The organism is Microbacterium sp. Yaish 1 (assembly GCF_002245215.1).
GTDB lineage: Bacteria > Actinomycetota > Actinomycetes > Actinomycetales > Microbacteriaceae > Microbacterium.
Genome location: NZ_NPMR01000001.1, coordinates 997,374 through 1,014,197 on the forward strand (window position 1 = coordinate 997,374; position 16,824 = coordinate 1,014,197).

Genomic DNA, 16,824 nt, shown 5'->3' on the forward strand with positions numbered 1-16,824 from the left:
ATCGACATCCTGCTCGAGCCGCTCCGCTACGAGTTCATGCTGCGCGCCCTGTCGGCCACGGCCATCGCCGCGATCGTCTGCGCCGTGCTGTCGTGCTGGCTCGTCCTCATCGGCTGGTCGCTCATGGGCGACGCCGTCAGCCACGCCGTGCTGCCCGGCGTCGTGCTCGCGTACGTCCTGGGCGCGCCCTTCGCGATCGGCGCCCTCGTGTTCGGGTTCCTCGCGGTCGCCCTCATCGGCATCATCCGCGGCACGAGCCGCGTCAAGGAGGATGCCGCCATCGGCATCGTGTTCACGACGCTGTTCGCGCTCGGCCTCGTGCTCATCTCGGTGACACCGAGCCAGACCGACCTCAACCACATCCTGTTCGGCAACGTGCTCGGGGTCTCGGCGGGCGACCTCGTGCAGATCGCCGTCCTGGCGGCCGTCGCCTTCGCGATCCTGTTCGTCAAGCGCCGCGACCTCACCCTCTTCGCCTTCGACCCGATCCACACCTTCGCCATCGGGCTCTCGCCGCGGCTGCTCTCGGGGCTCCTGCTGGGCGTGCTCGCGCTGACCGCGGTCGTCGCGCTGCAGGTCGTGGGCGTCGTGCTCGTCGTCGCGATGCTCATCATCCCGGGAGCCACGGCGCACCTGCTCACCGACCGCTTCGGGCGCATGCTCGTCATCGCCCCGGTGCTCTCGGCGGCATCCTCGGTCGTCGGCATCTACCTGAGCTACTGGGTGGATGCCTCGTCGGGCGGACTCGTCGTGCTCGTGCAGGGCGTCGTGTTCGCCGCGGTCTACCTCTTCAGCCCGAGACACGGGATCATCGGGCGTCGGATAGCCTCGCGCAAGTCCGTCGCCGAATCCGTTCCCGCTGGCTAGCGTGCCGCTATGAAGATCAGCGAGATCCACTGGAATGACGAAGCCCGCCAGAAGGTGCTCGACGACGCCGACCGTGTCCTGCAGGATGCCGTCGCCGCCGTCGCCGCGACCGATGACGCGAACGACGCCGACAAGGCCTACGCCGCGCTCGTCAGCCACATGAAGGACAAGTTCATCGACTGGGAGCCCGGCCCCGACGTCCGTACGTACGCCGACGCCCTCGCCGCCGGCGAGATCGAGCTCGAGCAGGCCGGCTGACCGGCCGGATGTCCCGGGATCGGGCCCCGCTGCTGCAGATCAGCCGCATCTACGCCGAGGAGGCCGCGCTCGCGCTGCCCCGCGGGCAGGAGATCGTGGCGCGGTGGCCCGATGCCGAGATCGTCCCGATCGACTCGCACTGGCTCGTTCCCGAGGTCCACGGCGACGAGACGAATGTGCGGCGCTGGGTGCGGATCAAGACCGAGGCGCTCGTGCTGGGCGTGAAGAAGTCGGTCACGACCCGGCTCAACGGCCGCTCGGCCGACTTCATCGCGCCGTCGACGGCGAACGGCTGCGCCATGGCCTGCTCGTACTGCTACGTGCCGCGCCGCAAGGGATACAGCAACCCCGTCACGGTCTTCGCCAACATCGACGAGATCTCGCGCCACCTCGCGCGTCACATCTCCCGGCAGGGCCCCAAGACCGAGCCGAACCAGTGCGACCCCGAGGCCTGGGTCTACGACATCGGCGAGAACAGCGACTGCTCCGTCGACGCGATGATCAGCGAGAACGTCCGCGACCTGTGCGAGCTGTTCCGGATGTCGCCGACGGCCAAGGCCTCGTTCGCGACGAAGTACGTCAACCGCGACCTGCTCGACTGGGACCCGCTCGGGCGCACCCGCATCCGCTTCTCGCTCATGCCGCACGACACCGCGCGCGTGACTGACATCCGGACCTCGCCGATCTCCGAGCGGATCGCGGCGATCAACGACTTCGTCGAGGCCGGCTACGAAGTGCATCTCAACTTCTCTCCCGTCATCCTCACCCCGACCTGGGAGGCCGACTGGACGGCTCTGCTGCGCGAGCTGAACGACGTGCTCTCCGACCGCGCGAAGGCGCAGCTGGCGTGCGAGATCATCTTCCTCACCCACAACGAGGGCCTGCACGAGGTCAACCTCGGCTGGCATCCGCGCGGCGAGGACCTGCTGTGGACCCCGCGGATGCAGGAGACCAAGCGCTCGCAAAACGGCGCGATCAACGTGCGGTACCGCTCACCGCTCAAGGGCGAGGCCGTCGCGGCGCTGTGCGCGCTCATCGAGCGCGAGCTGCCGTCGTGCCGCATCCGCTACGCGTTCTGATCCACCCTCCCTTGCGCGGACGCGCGGATCTGCGCCACCCTGGCGGGGTGTATCTGCTGCTGCCCCTGCTCGTCTTCGTCCTGATGGTCGCAGCTCTCGTCGACGCCATCACCCGCCGCGACGACCAGGTCAAGCACCTGCCGAAGTTCGCGTGGGTGCTCTTCATCGTCTTCCTGCCGCTCATCGGATCGGTGCTGTGGTTCACCCTCGGACGCGAGTGGGACACCGCCCCGCGAGAGTCGATGAGCTTCGGCGACCCGCGCCGGTGGTCCCGCGACGAGCCGGCACCCGCCGCCCCGGCGAGCCGCCCGCAGCCCCGCGACTATCGGACGACGGCGCAGCAGCTCGCCGACCTCGAGCGCGAGATCGAGATCGCCGAGCTCGAGGCCGAGATCCGTCGCCGCCGGCAGGGTCCTCAGTCACCCGACGCCGGCTGATCCCGTCCGGCGGCCCACCGGCGTGCGATCAGCCAGCCCGCCGTCGTGCCGAGGGTGTTGGCCACGACATCCCACGCGCTCGCGGTCCGTTCCGCGAGCAGCACGCCCTGCGCCGTCTCGATCACGACGGAGATGACGAGGCCGGCGGGGATGACGTACGCGTGCCAGCGGGGCCAGCCGAGCGCCGCGCACCACCCGAACGGGACGAACAGGGCGATGTTGGCCGAGAATTCGATGCGGTCGTAGGTCAGCCACGGCACCGCCGAGGTGATGGCCCGGAGGATCGGGCCCGCGTCGCGGTCGACGGGCGTCGGCCAGAACGCGATGAGCGCGAGAACGACGACGTAGCCGATCAGCAGGGCTCGTGCGCCGCGGGTCACCGAACGATGACGGTCGGGGAACCGACGTGGGCCGCGACCCGCTCGCTGACCGATCCGAGCAGCAGGCGCGACAGCCCGGTGCGTCCGTGCGAGCCCACGACGGTCAGCACGGCGCCGCGCGACGCGTCCTCGATGAGCGCGGAGGCGTCGCCGACGTCGATGCGCGTGCGCACCTCGAGCTGCGGATGCTCCGCGCGCACCGGCTCGAGCATGCGCTCCAGCATCCCGGCCGTCGCTTCCGTGAGGTCGACGGGCATCGGTCCGGTCCACAGATCGAGACCCGGTTCCGTGCCCACCGAGACGGGTTCCCACGCGGCGAGGGCGACGAGGGGCTCACCCGTGCGTACGGCCTCGCGGGCGGCGAAGTCGAGCGCCCGGGCCGATACCTCCGACGCGTCGACGCCGACCAGCACGCCCGCCCTCGCGGCGGCGGAAGCCTCGGCATCGCCGTCGAGCCGGTCGGGGACGATCGCGACCGGGCAGTGCGCGTGCGCGAGGAGCGTGCGGTACGCGTGACCGTGCTCTTCGGGGAGCACGAGGATCTCGGCGTCCGCTGTCGCCGCCGCGGCCCGGTCGGCATCGTCGCGCGTCGGCGCGATCAGCAGCTCACGCAGTGTCAGGCCCAGCGCCTCGGCGCGCCGGAACGCCCACTCCCGCGCACCCGCGCCGTCCGCGTCGGTCACTCCCAGGATCACGTCGCCCATGGCCCCAGGGTATCCGCCGAGGCCGACCGGCACGATGGGCCTCGCGGTCGCCAGCGGTTAGAGTCAGTCCGTGGCACAGCGACCCGGCTCCGATGCATCGCATCACGATGCCGGTGACGATGCCGGTCGCTATGTCCTCAGCGGGCACTACGAGCCGCCGCCCCCGCCCGAGCGGCCCGCGCCGCCTCGGCCTGCTCGCCGGCGCCGTCGGCTGCCACGCTGGGCGTGGATCGCGATCATCGTCGCCGCACTGGCGCTCATCGTCGCCGGGATCGCCCTGGTCGTCTCCCTCGTGATGGGCGGGGTCCAGGCGCTCACCGCGCGACCCCCGGGTGTCGGCACCGCTTTCGTCGCACCCGCCGAGTCGAAGGCCGCACGCGCCGCAGCCGAGGGCGGATCGGTCGACGAGGTCGCCGCCGCCGAGTATCTCGCCGCCCAGCCGACGGCGTACTGGCTCACCCCCGAGCAGGACCCCATCGGCGCAGTCGGCGAGCGCGTGCTGAACATCGCGCACGAGGCGCGCGAGTCGGGCACCGCGATGGCGGTCGTCGTCTACGGCCTGCCCGGGCGCGACTGCGGCAACCACTCCGCCGGCGGGCTGGACGAGGCCGACTACGAGACGTGGACGAAGCAGATCGGCACGGCGCTGCGTTCCGTTCCGGACGTGAAGAAGGTCGTCGTCGTCGAGCCCGACAGTCTGGCCCTCGCCCCGCAGTGCGGCAACGTCGACGAGCGCGTCGACCAGCTGCGCGGCGCGCTCGGCCGCCTGACCGGCCCGGACACCTGGGTCTACGTCGACGGCGGGCACTCGAACTGGCTCGGGCCCGAGGTGATGGCGGGACTCATCGAGCGGGTCGCGGTCTCGGGGGTGCGGGGCTTCGTGACGAACGTGTCGAACTTCAACGACACCTTTGACGAGTTCGCCTACGCCCACGCCCTGTCCGACCGCCTGGGCGGCATGCACGCCCTCGTCGACACCTCGCGCAACGGCGCGGGCGCTCCGAGCGACGGCGAATGGTGCAATCCGCCGGGACGCACCGTGGGCGACCCGAGCGGCACGTTCGGCGACGACGTCGTCGACACGAACCTGTGGATCAAGCCGCCGGGAGAGAGCGACGGACCGTGCAACGGCGGCCCCGACGCCGGCGTGTGGTGGCCCGCCGGGGCCGTCGAGCTCACGCGCGGCGTCGCGCCCTGACTCTCCGGCGTTCCTGCGGGAGTGCCGCGTCGCTCGCGTGTGGCAAAATAACCCGAACCTGAGGGAGAGAAGTGGCGCGCATGATGTCCGAGCAGTTGAAGACGGCGGTCATCGTCGAGGACGATCCCGACATCCGCCATCTTCTCGTCGAGGTGCTCGAGGCAGCGGGATTCTCCACCGTCTCGGTGGGCAACGGCATCGACGGCATCCAGGCCGTGCTGTCGTACCGGCCGCTGTTGACGACGCTCGACGTCAACATGCCCGGCATCGACGGCTTCGAGGCCGCCCGGCGCATCCGCGCGCAGAGCGACACGTACATCATCATGCTCACCGGGCTCTCCGAAGAGGCGGATGTCGTCCTCGGGCTGGGTGCCGGCGCCGACGAGTACATCGTCAAGCCCTTCCGCCCGCGCGAGTTCCGGGCGCGGGTCGACGCGCTGCTGCGGCGCCCGCGCGCCGCCGCTCCCCAGCCGGCCGCCCCGCAGCAGGATTCGGTCGGCCCGTCGTTCCCGGGCGCACGCCCCGCGCCGTCCGCCCCGGCTCCCGGCCCCGCCGAGGCCGCACCCCTGTCGTACGAGGAGTACCTCGCCCGCTTCCCCGGCTCGGCCCCGCAGCAGCCCGCCCCGGCGCAGTACGCACCGCCGCAGTACGCACCGCCGCCCGCGCCCCCGCAGTCCGCGCCGCCGCAGCAGCCGGTCATCGTGCATCACCCGAGCGACGCTCCGGCGCCCGCCCCGGCCCAGGCGCCGGGGGCAGACATCGTGGTGCACCAGTCCGGCGGCGACCTCGTGCCGACCACGGGCGACCACTGGCTGACGCACCGCGACCTGCAGGTCGACACCGACACCCGGCTGGCCTACATCGGCGGCCGCGAGCTGGAGCTGACCCGCACCGAGTTCGATCTGCTCTCGACGCTGATGGCCTCCAAGCGCCGGGTGCGGTCGAAGGCCGACCTGACGCTCGTCCTGCGCGGCGAGTCCTACGTCACGAGCTACTTCGTGGGCGAGGCCGATAAGCGGGCGATCGAGGCGCACATGACGAACCTCCGCCGCAAGCTCAGCGACAGCCCGACGACCCCGCGGTACATCGAGACCGTTCGGGGTGTCGGGTATCGCATGACGTCCGAGACCGCCGCGGCGGTCTGAGCCGGCGGGCCCGGCTTCCGGCTCAGACCTTGTAGCCGTTCTGGCGGCGGACGAGCTTCGAGAACATCAGCAGGGTCTGCAGTACGGTCACGACACCGACGATCGGCCATCCGATCCACAGGATCGATGACTGCGCGACGGGGCCGATGATGTTCCACACGACGGCCATCGCCAGCAGCACCGCGGCGAGGATCACCAGCGGCATCCAGTGCCCGATGCTGCCGCCGCCGCTCTCGGCCTTGGCCTGCATCGCCCAGTTGTCGACCTTCTTCTTCGACAGGAAGCGCGACCACGACCGCATGAAGTGGCCGAGCCGGATCCACATGAACGCCTCGGCGGGGAACACCAGGATCGCGAAGAGGATGTCGCGCTGATTGTGGTCCTTGATGCTGCGGGCCATGCGCAGGTTCAGCAGCACGGCGACCAGCGGCGGGATCAGCCACAGCGGCGAGAAGACGAACGCGTTGATCGACAGCGAGCCGGCGAGCAGGATGAGGAACGCGACGCGCACGAACAGGTTCGTCAGCATCCCGAAGTTCTCGAACCAGCGCAGGCGCAGGTTCGGGTGGAACGGCTGGCCCTTCGTGTCGCCGCGCTGGCCCGGCCACATCAGCTCGATGGCGCCGTAGGTCCACTTCACCTGCTGGGCGTCGTAACCCTTGAGAGTCGTCATGCCGCCGACGTTGGCGCGGGCGTACGGGCTGATCTTCGTCAGGTAGCCCGCGCTCTTGATCTGGAGCGACAGCAGCGAGTCCTCGACCTCGGAGTCCTTCACCCACGGGGTCGACTGGTGGTTCTGCTTCATCGCGTCGCGCAGCGCGTTCGTCGAGAAGATCGAGAACTGCCCGCCGAGGACGGCCATGTTGCGGCCGCGCAGCAGGTTCTGCATGTTGAAGGCGGCGAACTGGGTGCGCTGACCGGCGATGAGGAACTTCGCGATCGTCCCCTTGATGGGCTTGTCGTCGATCGAGTAGATCGCCGAGATGCCGCCGATGCGCGAGTCGCCGACAGCCTCCGACTCGAGGTACTCCACGGCGCGCGAGTCGGCGATCGTGTCACCGTCGACACCCAGCAGGTAGTCGTACCCCTCGACCAGCGAGTAGCCGTAGTTGAGCGCGCCGACCTTCTTGTCGGGGTTCTTGCCGATGTCGTGGACGAACACCTCGGTGAACTGCGTGCCGAGCTCGGTCGTGACCTCGTGGGGCCCGGCGTACCCGGCGGCGATCTTCACGGTGTTGTCGGAGGTGTTGTTCGCGATGACGTGGATGACGTCCGGCACGCGGGTCTGCGCGAGCAGGCCCTCGATCACGTCGGCGATCGATTCCTCCTCGTTGTACGCGGGGATGACGCAGCCGATCGTGGAGCGGTGGACGGTGGTGTTCTCGAGGACCGACTCGAAGTCGTCGGGGAACGCCGTCTCGAAGTGATCCGCCAGCTGCACCGGCGCCTGCGGGGCGGGGCGCTGCGGCTGCGCGAACGCCGGGTTGGGCGTGTACGGCGTGTACGGCGTCTGAGTCATGCGGTCACATCCTGTGCGAGGTGATGGGCAGCTGTTGTCTGCCGCGATCCATTCTGGAACGCCGTGTGTGCAGAGCGGACGAAGTCAACCGCAATTTCTGCGCAAGGAATGCGGGCGCCGCGACCGGCTCAGGGAGTGGTGCTGGGAACCGGCGCGGGATCGCGTCGTCGTTCGCGTTGCCCTCGACCCACACGGTCATCGCGAACTCGAGCGTCATGCCGTAGGTGTCGGCCGGGAGCCCGTGGACGATGGTCTCGGGCACGTAGAGACCGCCCTGGAAGCTGTTGAGCAGCAGGCCCCGGTCGGAGCGGATCGTGTCGCTCGGGACGAGCGTGCGGGGGTCGGCGCTGAACTGGAACGGGTTCTGCACCTGCCCCGACGTCTGCGCTGTCTGCGAGGTGATCGAGATCGACGAGATGAACACGCGCCGCTTCTGCGACAGCACGGCCTTCTCGTCGACGCGCTTGTCGTGGACGTTGACCGCGAAGCCGAACGTCTTGTCCGCGCCGGGCGTCCATTCCTGCGTGCGCTTGGGATCCTGCGCCCACACGTCGAGGCGGAGCTCGAGGTCCTGCGCCACATCGGAGGAGAGCGACACCGAGCCGTCATAGGTGAACTGCGAGTTGAACGCCATGCTGGGCGACTGCGAGGGCGCCGGCGCCGGCACGGCCGAGACCGGCTCGCCCTGGACGGCGTTGATCATCCCGGTCAGCTGAGAGCAGCCCGAGAGCACGACGAGCGAGAGGGCGAGCGCGCCCGCGCTGAGCGTACGTGCGCGGAGTGTGGGGGTGCGGCGCGGAGACATGGCAGACCGGATTTCTCGAGGCGAGGGGCCAGCGTCGGATGTCGCGGGCCTCGCCATCCAAGCACCCCGGCCACGACGACCCCGGGCGCTTTGCGATCTCTTCAGGTCGCCTTGCGGTGACCTTGAGGTTTCAGCCGCCGTCGCTCTCGGCCGCCGCGATCGCGACGGTGATGCTGTCGGTCGCGGTCTGCTTCGCGAACTCGTCGGAGGTGGGGGTCGTCTGCACGAGGAAGTCGTACGTGAAGCGGATCGTGACGAAGGTGGCCTCGGGCGGCACCTCGCCGACGTAGAACGTCTGCGAGTAGCTGTACGGCGAGAGCACGAGGTAGCCGGGATTGGTGGCCGACTGGTCGGATGTCGGTGCGAGCGGGCTGAGGTCGCCCTGCGCGTTGCCGGGCACGGCGATCATCGTCGCCTTCTGCAGGTACACCTTCTGCCCGTCATCGGGGCTGACGGTCGTCACGAGGGAGAGGCTGACGGGCTTGAGCGCCGTCGCCGTCCACCGGTCCATCGACAGGTCGGACCAGTAGTTGAGCGATCCCGTCACGGCCCCGGCGGTCACCTGACGCTCGGTCGAGCCGCTCGAGAGGTCGTTCGGGACCGGCGGCGGCACGGCGGTGCGCGAGACGCTCGGCGAGGGCGCGGGGCCGCTCGCGTCTCCCCCGCCGCCGGAGGGGGAGTTCCACGGCGCGGGGCCGCATCCCACGAGAGCCACAGCCATCACCGCAGTCGCGGCGGCCGTCCCCCAGCGTCGCATCATCGAGTCCTCCGCTTCCCCTCGCAAGTGTACGCACGCGGCCGCCCCCTTAGAGTGATCGGGTGCGCACCGCTGACCAGCCCCGCCCCCTGCGCCGGACGCAGCTCGCGTTGGCGGCGATCGCCGGGCTCTTCCTTCTCGCCCTCGTCGCAGCCGCCGCCTGGGTGGGCGTCCGCGGCGCCCTGGCCTACGGCGAACTGCGCGAGGTGGAGGCATCCGCCCGCAGCGCCATCGACTCCCTCGCCGACCCCGCGGCCGCCGCGCCGCACATCGCCGACGCCGCCGACCACGCCGCGCGAGCGCGCGAGCTGACATCCGACCCGGTCTGGTCGCTCGCCGAGGGCACCCCGTGGATCGGCCCGCAGCTGCACGCGGTCGGGACGATCGCGGCCGCGGCCGACGACATCGCCCGCGACGGGCTCCTCCCCCTCGCCGATGTGGCGTCGGCGTTCTCGCCCGATGCCTTCCGGCCGGTCGACGGGCGCATCGACACCACCGTCTTCCGCGAGATCGCCGAGCCGGCTCGGTCCGGCGCCGACACCGTCGCCGCCGCCGCGGCATCCGTGCGGGCGCTCGACGACACCCCGCTCATCGGCCCCGTGCGGGCGGCCGTCGACGACGTCACCGACCTCCTCGACACGGGCGCCTCCGCGACCGATGCGCTCGCCCGCGCCGCGACGCTCCTGCCCGCCATGCTCGGCGCGTCCGGCGAGCGCACCTACCTCCTGGCGTTCCAGAACAACGCCGAGTGGCGGTCGACGGGCGGCATCGTCGGCGCGATGGCGATCGTGCGCACGGCGGACGGGCGGATCGAGCTGGCCGGGCAGGCCTCCTCGTCGGACTTCCCGAACTTCGGCGAGCCGGTGCTCCCCCTCGACCCCGAGGTCGAGCGCATCTACGAGACCAGGCCCGGCCGATACATCCAGAACGTCACGCAGATCCCGGACTTCTCCGTCGGCGGCCCGCTCGCGCGCGAGATGCTGCTGCGCCAGACGGGGCAGAGCGTCGACGGGGTGATCGCGACCGACCCGGTCGCCCTGTCGTACATCCTCGAGGCCACCGGACCCGTCGAGCTGCCGACGGGCGACGTGATCTCCGCCGACAACGCCGTCTCGCTGCTGCTGAACGACGTGTATGCGCGCTACGAGAACCCCCGCGAACAGGATGCGTTCTTCGCGGCGGCGTCCGCGGCGGTGTTCGACCGGCTCGCCTCCGGTGGAGCCGATCCCGCGAAGCTCATCGCCGCCCTCGGTCGCGCCGGCGACGAACGGCGACTGCTGCTGTGGAGCGCGATCCCCGAGGACCAGGCGGTGCTCGCGGACACGACGCTCGCCGGCCCGCTGCCGGTCACCGATGACGACACGGCCGCGTTCGGGGTGTACCTCAACGACGGCACCGGGTCGAAGATGGACTACTACCTCACCGCCGACACGCGCCTCGTGTGGGACACCTGCGCGGTCGGCGGCGACGGACGCACGTCCTCGCCGGTGACGCTCGAGGTCACCATCGCGAACAACGCTCCGTCGGATGCCGCGACCTCGCTGCCGACCTATGTCACCGGCGGCGGCGGCTTCGGAGTCCCGGCCGGCATCGCCCGCACCGTGGCGTACCTGTACCTGCCCGAGGGCTACGCCCTCTCGTCGGCGACCCGGTCCGACGGGGCCGGGTTCGGCGGCGGGTCGCACGCGGGACGACAGGTGATGGTGTTCTCCTCCGATCTCGCCCCGGGCGAGTCGGTCACCGCCACCGTGAGCGTCGTCGCCCAGGGCGGCCCGACGACCGCGACGGCAACCGTGACACCCACCGTCGACGCCGAGCGGCCCACCGTTGTTGTCGCTCGTTGCGGCGGCGCATAGACTCACCGATCATGCGCCGCACCGCCTCCCTCGCCGCCGTCGCGGTCCTCGCCGCCGCGATCATCGCACTGCCGGCGGCGGCATCCGCCTCGACCGGCGCGACCATCTACCCGCCGACGAACTCGTGCACGACCACGCCGAGCGCGTTCGTGGCCGGCGGCACCGTCGAGTTCGCGTGTGCCGACGGCACGTTCGGGGCGAACGAGGAGATCACGATCACGGTCCGCGGCGAGAACGGCGCGGCCGTCGCGTTCGCGCGCGCGGCGTTCGCCGTCACCACGGGCAGCACGGTGCGCGAGTCGTCCGAGGAAGGCGCGCTCGCACCGGTGGCCATCACCTTCCCCGCCGATGCGGTGGGCGTGTACAACATCGAGGCGATCTCGGCCTCGTCCGCCGGTGGCACCGCCAGCGCCTCGGTCGTCGACGCCTCCGGACTGCCCGCGACCGGCGGCGACGCCCGCACGTCGCTCGGCCTCTGGGTCGGCGGCGGGGCTCTCGTGGCGGCCGGCGCGACGATCGCGCTCGCCTCGGCGCTGCGTCGGGCCCGCGACGCGCGCTGAATCCGGCGTCCGCGGCGCGCCGCACGTCATCCGGATCGCGAAATGTTAACGCGATGGAAATGTCCGAGCTTGCATCGGGGACCTACGACCCTGAATACTTGCTATGACCACTCCTGACGTAATCCTTAGCATTACTTCTCCGTTGGGTGTGAGCCTCCGGATGACCCAAGGAAAGCAGGACACATGAAGAACCGTCTCATCAAGGCGGCGGCGGCCTCGGCCATCGCAGCAGCGGCCGTGTTTGCCGCCCCCGCCATCGCCAACGCTTACACCCCGGCACCGGTGGGCGGTTCGTCCGTCACCGTCACCGCTGGCGGCACCGCGACGATCGCGTTCAACAACTTCGAGCCGAACGAGGCCGTCACCGGCACCCTGACGGGCGAGAACGCCGCTGCAGGCAGCGTCGCGTTCGTCAAGTTCGCCGTGACCTCCACCAGCACCACCAAGGCCGCGAACGGAGCCGGCGAGGTCGCCTTCCAGGTGACCCTGCCCGCCAACGCGACCGGCGAGTACACCCTCACCGCCACGGGCACCGTCTCGGGCGCGAGCAGCGTCACCATCGCTGTTCCGGCCGCTGCCGGCGGCTCGGGCAGCACCGGCGGCTCGGGCACCCTGCCCGCCACCGGTGGCGACAACGCCGCTCTCCTCGGCCTGTGGATCGGCGGTGGCGCTCTCGCCCTCGCCGGCGGCAGCATCGCCGTGGCCAGCACGGTCCGCCGCCACCGCAACGCGGAGGCTGCTGCCTGATCAGGCGCACACAGCACGATCGGATGCCCCGGAGCTTCGGCTCCGGGGCATCCGTCTTTGTCAGCGAGGTTCCGCGGTGACCAGGATCGGCAGGTGGTCGCTCGCGCCCTGCGGCAGCGTCTGCACCCGCTCGATGTCGAATCCGACGCTCGTGGCGAAGTCGTAGTGGCCGCGGAAGAACTTGTAGCGCGTGTAGGTGCGGGCGTCGCTGAGCGTCAGCTCGTACCCCTGCTTGCGCACGACCTGCCCGAGGTTCTCCTTGAAGACCGGGTAGTTGTAGTCGCCGACCATGAGGATCGGCAGCCCCTCGCCCAGCTCCGACAGGGCGCCCAGCGCCGCCTGGATCTGGTTGCGGCGCAGCGAGTTCAGCGCCGTCAGCGGCGCCGCATGGAAACTCGCCACGATGACGTCACGCCCGTCGTCGATGTCACGCAGCCGCACACCGAGCATCCGTTCCTCGGCGGGCTTGAGCACGCGGTCGTGCAGCGACTTCTTCAACGCGAGCGAACGGACCTCGACCGCGCGGAAGGTGTTCTCCCGGTAGTAGACCGCGAGCCCCAGCCGGTTGCGCGCGGTCGCCTCGGCGAGCCGCAGCCCGCTGATCTGGTCGGGGATGCCGCTGGTGTCCGCCTCCTGCAGGCAGAGCACGTCCGCGCCGTGCTGCTCGATGAGTTCGGAGAGCTCGGAGGCGGCGCGGTGCTTGCGCAGGTTGTACGAGATGACCTTCATGGTGCCGCCAGGCTACGCCCGGTTCCTTTCGGTCAGGTGTCCGTTGCGCGGCGGGCGCGGGTCTGCTCCGCCCGTGCCGCGAGCAGATCGTCGGCGGGGTATCCGACCTCCGTGAGCGTGAGCCCGCGCGCCGCCAGCACCGCGAAGGCGCTCGTCCGCTCGCGGGCGTCGCGGAGGACCGCGACGTCTTCGACGCCGAGCCGGCCCTCGCCCACCGCGACGCACGCGCCGACGAGGGCGCGCACCATGCTGTGGCAGAACGCGTCGGCCTTGACGTTGGCGACGAGCACACCGCTCTCGTCGCGCCGCCAGTCGAACTCGAGCAGCGTCCGGATCGTCGTCGCCTCGGGCCGCGGCTTGCAGTAAGCGGCGAAATCGTGGAGGCCGGTCAGGCTGCGTGCCGCGGCATCCATCAGCGCGCCGTCGAGGGCGACCGGAACGAAGGTCGTGCGGAAGCGCTCGAGCGGGTCGTAGCCCGTCGTGCGGTCGGCGACGCGGTACGCGTAGCGTCGCCAGACCGCGGAGAACCGGGCGTCGAACCCCTCCGGAGCGACCGACGTCGCCCGCACGTGGACGTCGGCGTATCGGCCGAGCACACCGTTCAGGCGCGCGGCGAGGGCGGCCGGCTCGGGGTCGCGGCCACGTCGCAGCCGCGCCTCCTGCGCCTCGCTCAGGTCGAGGTGCGCCACCTGGCCCGAGGCGTGCACGCCGGCATCGGTGCGGCCCGCGACGACGAGCTGCGCGTCACCGCCGAGAACGCGGCTGACGGCCGCCTCGATCGACCCCTGAACGGTGCGCAGGCCCGGCTGGCGGGCCCAGCCCGAGAACCCCGATCCGTCGTAGGCGATGTCCAGTCTCAGGCGCACCCGATCAGTCTTCCAGCTCGGCGCGCGTGGGCGGGTTCGCCCCCGGCCGCGAGACCGTGATGGCCGCCGCGCGCGCCGCGACCCGCATCGCATCCGCGAGGGCGTCGGCGTCGGCGGGCAGGCCGCGACCCACGAGCGTGGCGATCAGGCTCGCCATGAACGAGTCGCCCGCCCCGATCGTGTCGGCCACCGTCACCGCGACGCCGGCGACCTCGACGATCGCGCCGTCGGGTGCCCGGCCGATCGCTCCCTCGCCGCCGCGCGTCATGACGACGGCTGCGGCACCGAGGCCCGCGATCGTCTCGAGCACGCTGGCGGCATCGGCGCCGGGCCAGAGCCACTCGGCATCCTCGTCGCTGAGCTTGACGAGGTCGGCGGCCGCGGCGGCGCGGGCGAAGCGCGCCAGCGCCGTCTCGCGCGAGCCGACGAGCGCCGGCCGGATGTTGGGGTCCACGGTGACGATGGCCCCGCCGCGGGCGGCCTCCAGAGCAGCCAGGCACGTCTCCCCGCCCGGGTCGAGGAACAGGGCGATCGAGCCGGTGTGCACGAGCCCGGCGTCACCACGCGGCACGGGCGGTACGACGCCGGCCACGTCGAAGTCGTACTCCGCCGACCCGTCGGGACGGATGCGGGCGCGCGCCGTGTCGGTCGCCGCATCGGTCCACGAGGCCTCCGCGACCTCGGCGCCCGCCTCGCGCACGTGACGGGCGATCCGCTCGCCGCGCTCGTCGCGTCCCAGCCGCGTCGCCAAGCGCACGGGAACACCGAGGCGGGCGACGCCCACCGCGACGTTGGCCGGACTGCCGCCGACGTGCTCGGTCGCGCCGTCATCGGTCTCGACGATGTCGACCAACGCCTCGCCCAGCACCAGGACCTCGGGAGCGCCCATGTTCCACCTGTTCTCGAAAGTCGATCCGCGGGATCCGCGCACCTCCTCCGGTCTACCACATCGCCCCCAGGCGCCCGCTCTACACTGGGAGGCTGCCGCCGCCCGTCCCCCCGACGACCCCGGATACAGCCCTATGACTTCTCCGCCTCTTCCGCGCGCCCGCATCGCGGGACTCGACGGTCTGCGCGCCGTCGCCGTGGTGCTCGTCGTCGTCTACCACCTGTTTCCCGCAGCGTTCCTGCGCAGCGGCTACGTCGGCGTCGACGTCTTCTTCGTGATCTCCGGCTTCCTCATCACGACGCTGCTCCTGCGCGAACGCGCCCGCGAGGGCCGCATCCGGCTGCGGCGGTTCTGGTCACGGCGCGCGCGACGACTGCTTCCGGCGCTCGCGACCGTCGTCACGGTCAGCGCATCCCTGGCCTGGCTCGTCGGTGGCGACGTGCTGGTCGACATGGGGCTGCAGGTCCTCGGAGCTGCCACCTTCTCGTACAACTGGGTGTCGATGGCCGACGGCGGCACCTACTTCTCCGCGGCCGACCCGGAGATCTTCCGGAACCTCTGGTCGCTGGCGGTCGAAGAGCAGTTCTACCTGCTCTGGCCGCTGCTGCTGCCCCTCTTCCTGCTGCTTCCCGGCCGGCGCTCGCGCGCCGCCGTCGCTCTCGCCCTCGCGGCGGCCTCGGCCGCGTGGGCATTCGCGAGCGTCGCGGCGGGCGCCGACCTCACGCGGGTCTACTTCGGCACCGACACGCACGCGTTCGGGCTCCTGATCGGTGTCGCCGTGGCCTTCGTCCTGCACGGTCTCGTCGTCCGCCGGTCATCTGTCGCCGGCGTCGGCCCGGTCTGGGGCGTCATCGTCGGGGCGCTCGCGACCGGCGGGATCGTCGTCGCCGCCGCCGCGGGCGGTGGTGAGGCCATCACATACCCGGCCTCGAGCCTCGCGGCGTCGCTCCTCACCGCCGTCGTGCTGCTGGTCGCGGCGTGGCCGGGCTCGTGGTTCGGCCGGGCGCTGGATGTCTCACCCCTGCGCTGGCTGGGCGAGCGGTCGTACGCGGTGTACCTGTGGCACTGGCCGCTCCTGGTCCTGCTGTCGTTCCAGCTCGGCGGCGCGGGCCCCGAGGCGGGCGTCCCCGTCGCGACGGGCGCGGTCGTCGCGGTCGCCTCGGTCGCGCTGGCGGCGGTGTCGTACCGGTGGATCGAGCAGCCGGTGCGGCGTCACGGTTTCCGCGGCGCGTTCGCGATCGCTCGGCGCGGTCTGCGCTCGCGCCCGTCCCGCCGGGCCGCGACCCTGGCCGCCGCGGTGGCCGCAGCCCTCGCCCTCGGCGGAACGACGGCCGCCGTCGCGGCGGCACCGCGCGAGACGACGAGCCAGAGCGCGGTCGATGCCGGGCGCGACGCCCTCGCGCGGGCCGATCGGCATCCCACGCCCGCCCCCGCGCCGGGCGCGCAGACGGTCGACGGCACGCGCGTGAGCGCCGTCGGCGACTCGGTCATGCTCGCCTCCGCTCCCGGGCTGCTCCAGGCGATGCCGGGGATCGCGGTCGACGCCGAGGTGTCGCGGTCGCTGTGGGCCGGCGTCCGCATCATCGACGACCTCGCGGCGTCCGGAGCCCTCCGGGAGTACGTCGTGGTCGGCCTCGGCACGAACGGCCCCGTCTCGACGGAGGCTCTCCAGCGCATCGTGGATGCCGCGGGGCCCGAGCGCTACGTCATCCTCGTGAACGCCGCCGCGCCGCGCGATTGGATCCCCGGCGTCAACCGCGACCTCACCGCTTTCGCCGCCACCCACCCTCGAGTGGCCGTCGCCGACTGGGCGGGTGCGATCGCCGACCACACCGACCTGCTCGCGGGTGACCAGATCCATCCCGAGGCGGCCGGCGGCGACCTGTACGCACGCACGGTGAAGCGTGCGATCGACGGGGCCGCAACCCAGCTCGCGACAGCGCAGTGGGCGGCGGAGCAGACGCGGACGACGCTCCTCGAGATCCTCGGGCGCGCCGAGGATCAGTAGTCGCGGATCGACGACCGCGG

General features: G+C 71.6%; 18 protein-coding genes. 10 read left to right on the plus strand and 8 right to left on the minus strand.

The features are described from left to right. From CI089_RS04650 to CI089_RS04665, 4 genes are read left to right on the plus strand one after another with little or no spacing between them, the layout of a single operon-like run. Positions 1 to 867, plus strand: coding sequence for a metal ABC transporter permease (locus tag CI089_RS04650; RefSeq protein ID WP_370877360.1), 867 nt, complete (start codon positions 1 to 3; stop codon positions 865 to 867). 9 nt (positions 868 to 876) lie between these two features. Beyond that, complete coding sequence (locus CI089_RS04655) at positions 877 to 1,125, plus strand: hypothetical protein (RefSeq protein ID WP_023954097.1); 249 nt, start codon at positions 877 to 879, stop codon at positions 1,123 to 1,125. An 8-nt stretch (positions 1,126 to 1,133) separates the two neighbouring features. After that, positions 1,134 to 2,204, plus strand: coding sequence for a spore photoproduct lyase family protein (locus tag CI089_RS04660; protein WP_094260480.1), 1,071 nt, complete (start codon positions 1,134 to 1,136; stop codon positions 2,202 to 2,204). Between the two features lie 47 nt (positions 2,205 to 2,251). After that, complete coding sequence (locus CI089_RS04665) at positions 2,252 to 2,641, plus strand: PLD nuclease N-terminal domain-containing protein (protein ID WP_256977486.1); 390 nt, start codon at positions 2,252 to 2,254, stop codon at positions 2,639 to 2,641. Here CI089_RS04665 and CI089_RS16380 read toward each other — a convergent pair. Next, positions 2,620 to 3,021: a VanZ family protein gene (locus CI089_RS16380; protein WP_179223226.1), complete on the minus strand. Its 402-nt coding sequence runs from the start codon at positions 3,019 to 3,021 to the stop codon at positions 2,620 to 2,622. The genes CI089_RS04665 and CI089_RS16380 overlap by 22 nt on opposite strands. Then, entirely contained in the window at positions 3,018 to 3,725 is a 708-nt protein-coding gene (locus CI089_RS04675; RefSeq protein ID WP_094260482.1) for a universal stress protein, read from the minus strand. The genes CI089_RS16380 and CI089_RS04675 overlap by 4 nt, the downstream gene beginning before the upstream one ends. Positions 3,726 to 3,795: 70 nt before the next feature. On the opposite strand from CI089_RS04675, the gene CI089_RS04680 reads away from it, so the two are divergent. Both CI089_RS04680 and CI089_RS04685 read left to right on the plus strand, forming a co-directional pair. Beyond that, a complete protein-coding gene (locus CI089_RS04680; protein ID WP_256977487.1) occupies positions 3,796 to 4,923 on the plus strand; it encodes a glycoside hydrolase family 6 protein in 1,128 nt (375 codons plus the stop codon). An 80-nt stretch (positions 4,924 to 5,003) separates the two neighbouring features. Next, positions 5,004 to 6,068 (plus strand): response regulator transcription factor, encoded by a 1,065-nt coding sequence (locus CI089_RS04685; RefSeq protein WP_179223227.1) that lies wholly within the window; start codon positions 5,004 to 5,006, stop codon positions 6,066 to 6,068. Positions 6,069 to 6,090: 22 nt separating this feature from the next. Here CI089_RS04685 and CI089_RS04690 read toward each other — a convergent pair whose 3' ends face one another. The 3 genes from CI089_RS04690 to CI089_RS04700 all read right to left on the minus strand — a co-directional run bounded on the left by CI089_RS04690 (position 6,091) and on the right by CI089_RS04700 (position 9,152). Then, positions 6,091 to 7,587, minus strand: coding sequence for a glycosyltransferase family 2 protein (locus tag CI089_RS04690; RefSeq protein ID WP_094260483.1), 1,497 nt, complete (start codon positions 7,585 to 7,587; stop codon positions 6,091 to 6,093). Between the two features lie 4 nt (positions 7,588 to 7,591). Beyond that, positions 7,592 to 8,392 carry a fructose 1,6-bisphosphatase gene (locus tag CI089_RS04695; protein ID WP_094260484.1) on the minus strand — a complete coding sequence of 267 codons (801 nt, stop codon included), beginning with the start codon at positions 8,390 to 8,392 and terminating at the stop codon, positions 7,592 to 7,594. 130 nt (positions 8,393 to 8,522) lie between these two features. After that, the gene (locus CI089_RS04700; RefSeq protein WP_094260485.1) at positions 8,523 to 9,152 is read right to left on the minus strand and encodes a hypothetical protein; all 630 of its coding nucleotides are present in this window, start codon (positions 9,150 to 9,152) and stop codon (positions 8,523 to 8,525) included. 59 nt (positions 9,153 to 9,211) lie between these two features. Between CI089_RS04700 and CI089_RS04705 the strand changes: the two genes are divergently transcribed. The 3 genes from CI089_RS04705 to CI089_RS04715 all read left to right on the plus strand — a co-directional run bounded on the left by CI089_RS04705 (position 9,212) and on the right by CI089_RS04715 (position 12,312). Continuing rightward, entirely contained in the window at positions 9,212 to 11,005 is a 1,794-nt protein-coding gene (locus CI089_RS04705; RefSeq protein ID WP_094260486.1) for a DUF4012 domain-containing protein, read from the plus strand. A gap of 11 nt (positions 11,006 to 11,016) precedes the next feature. Further along, entirely contained in the window at positions 11,017 to 11,565 is a 549-nt protein-coding gene (locus CI089_RS04710) for a cell wall protein (protein ID WP_094260487.1), read from the plus strand. Positions 11,566 to 11,748: 183 nt separating this feature from the next. Then, positions 11,749 to 12,312 (plus strand): hypothetical protein, encoded by a 564-nt coding sequence (locus CI089_RS04715; RefSeq protein WP_094260488.1) that lies wholly within the window; start codon positions 11,749 to 11,751, stop codon positions 12,310 to 12,312. 60 nt (positions 12,313 to 12,372) lie between these two features. Here CI089_RS04715 and CI089_RS04720 read toward each other — a convergent pair whose 3' ends face one another. From CI089_RS04720 to CI089_RS04730, 3 genes are read right to left on the minus strand one after another with little or no spacing between them, the layout of a single operon-like run. Continuing rightward, positions 12,373 to 13,041 carry an endonuclease/exonuclease/phosphatase family protein gene (locus CI089_RS04720; RefSeq protein WP_094260489.1) on the minus strand — a complete coding sequence of 223 codons (669 nt, stop codon included), beginning with the start codon at positions 13,039 to 13,041 and terminating at the stop codon, positions 12,373 to 12,375. Positions 13,042 to 13,073: 32 nt separating this feature from the next. Further along, positions 13,074 to 13,907, minus strand: coding sequence for a tRNA pseudouridine(38-40) synthase TruA (truA, locus tag CI089_RS04725; protein ID WP_094260490.1), 834 nt, complete (start codon positions 13,905 to 13,907; stop codon positions 13,074 to 13,076). Positions 13,908 to 13,911: 4 nt separating this feature from the next. Next, positions 13,912 to 14,796 carry a carbohydrate kinase family protein gene (locus CI089_RS04730; protein WP_094260491.1) on the minus strand — a complete coding sequence of 295 codons (885 nt, stop codon included), beginning with the start codon at positions 14,794 to 14,796 and terminating at the stop codon, positions 13,912 to 13,914. Positions 14,797 to 14,929: 133 nt separating this feature from the next. On the opposite strand from CI089_RS04730, the gene CI089_RS04735 reads away from it, so the two are divergent. Further along, a complete protein-coding gene (locus CI089_RS04735; protein WP_094260492.1) occupies positions 14,930 to 16,804 on the plus strand; it encodes an acyltransferase family protein in 1,875 nt (624 codons plus the stop codon). Positions 16,805 to 16,824: the final 20 nt, after the last annotated feature.

Coding starts and splice junctions, on each gene's coding strand:
- CI089_RS04730 (WP_094260491.1), bottom strand. CDS start 14,796: ATGGGCGCTCCCGAGGTCCTGGTGCTGGGCGAGGCGTTGGTCGACATC.
- CI089_RS04690 (WP_094260483.1), bottom strand. CDS start 7,587: ATGACTCAGACGCCGTACACGCCGTACACGCCCAACCCGGCGTTCGCG.
- CI089_RS04720 (WP_094260489.1), bottom strand. CDS start 13,041: ATGAAGGTCATCTCGTACAACCTGCGCAAGCACCGCGCCGCCTCCGAG.
- CI089_RS04735 (WP_094260492.1), top strand. CDS start 14,930: ATGACTTCTCCGCCTCTTCCGCGCGCCCGCATCGCGGGACTCGACGGT.
- CI089_RS04715 (WP_094260488.1), top strand. CDS start 11,749: ATGAAGAACCGTCTCATCAAGGCGGCGGCGGCCTCGGCCATCGCAGCA.
- CI089_RS04655 (WP_023954097.1), top strand. CDS start 877: ATGAAGATCAGCGAGATCCACTGGAATGACGAAGCCCGCCAGAAGGTG.
- CI089_RS04685 (WP_179223227.1), top strand. CDS start 5,004: ATGATGTCCGAGCAGTTGAAGACGGCGGTCATCGTCGAGGACGATCCC.
- CI089_RS04675 (WP_094260482.1), bottom strand. CDS start 3,725: ATGGGCGACGTGATCCTGGGAGTGACCGACGCGGACGGCGCGGGTGCG.
- CI089_RS04660 (WP_094260480.1), top strand. CDS start 1,134: ATGTCCCGGGATCGGGCCCCGCTGCTGCAGATCAGCCGCATCTACGCC.
- CI089_RS04710 (WP_094260487.1), top strand. CDS start 11,017: ATGCGCCGCACCGCCTCCCTCGCCGCCGTCGCGGTCCTCGCCGCCGCG.
- CI089_RS04700 (WP_094260485.1), bottom strand. CDS start 9,152: ATGATGCGACGCTGGGGGACGGCCGCCGCGACTGCGGTGATGGCTGTG.
- CI089_RS04695 (WP_094260484.1), bottom strand. CDS start 8,392: ATGTCTCCGCGCCGCACCCCCACACTCCGCGCACGTACGCTCAGCGCG.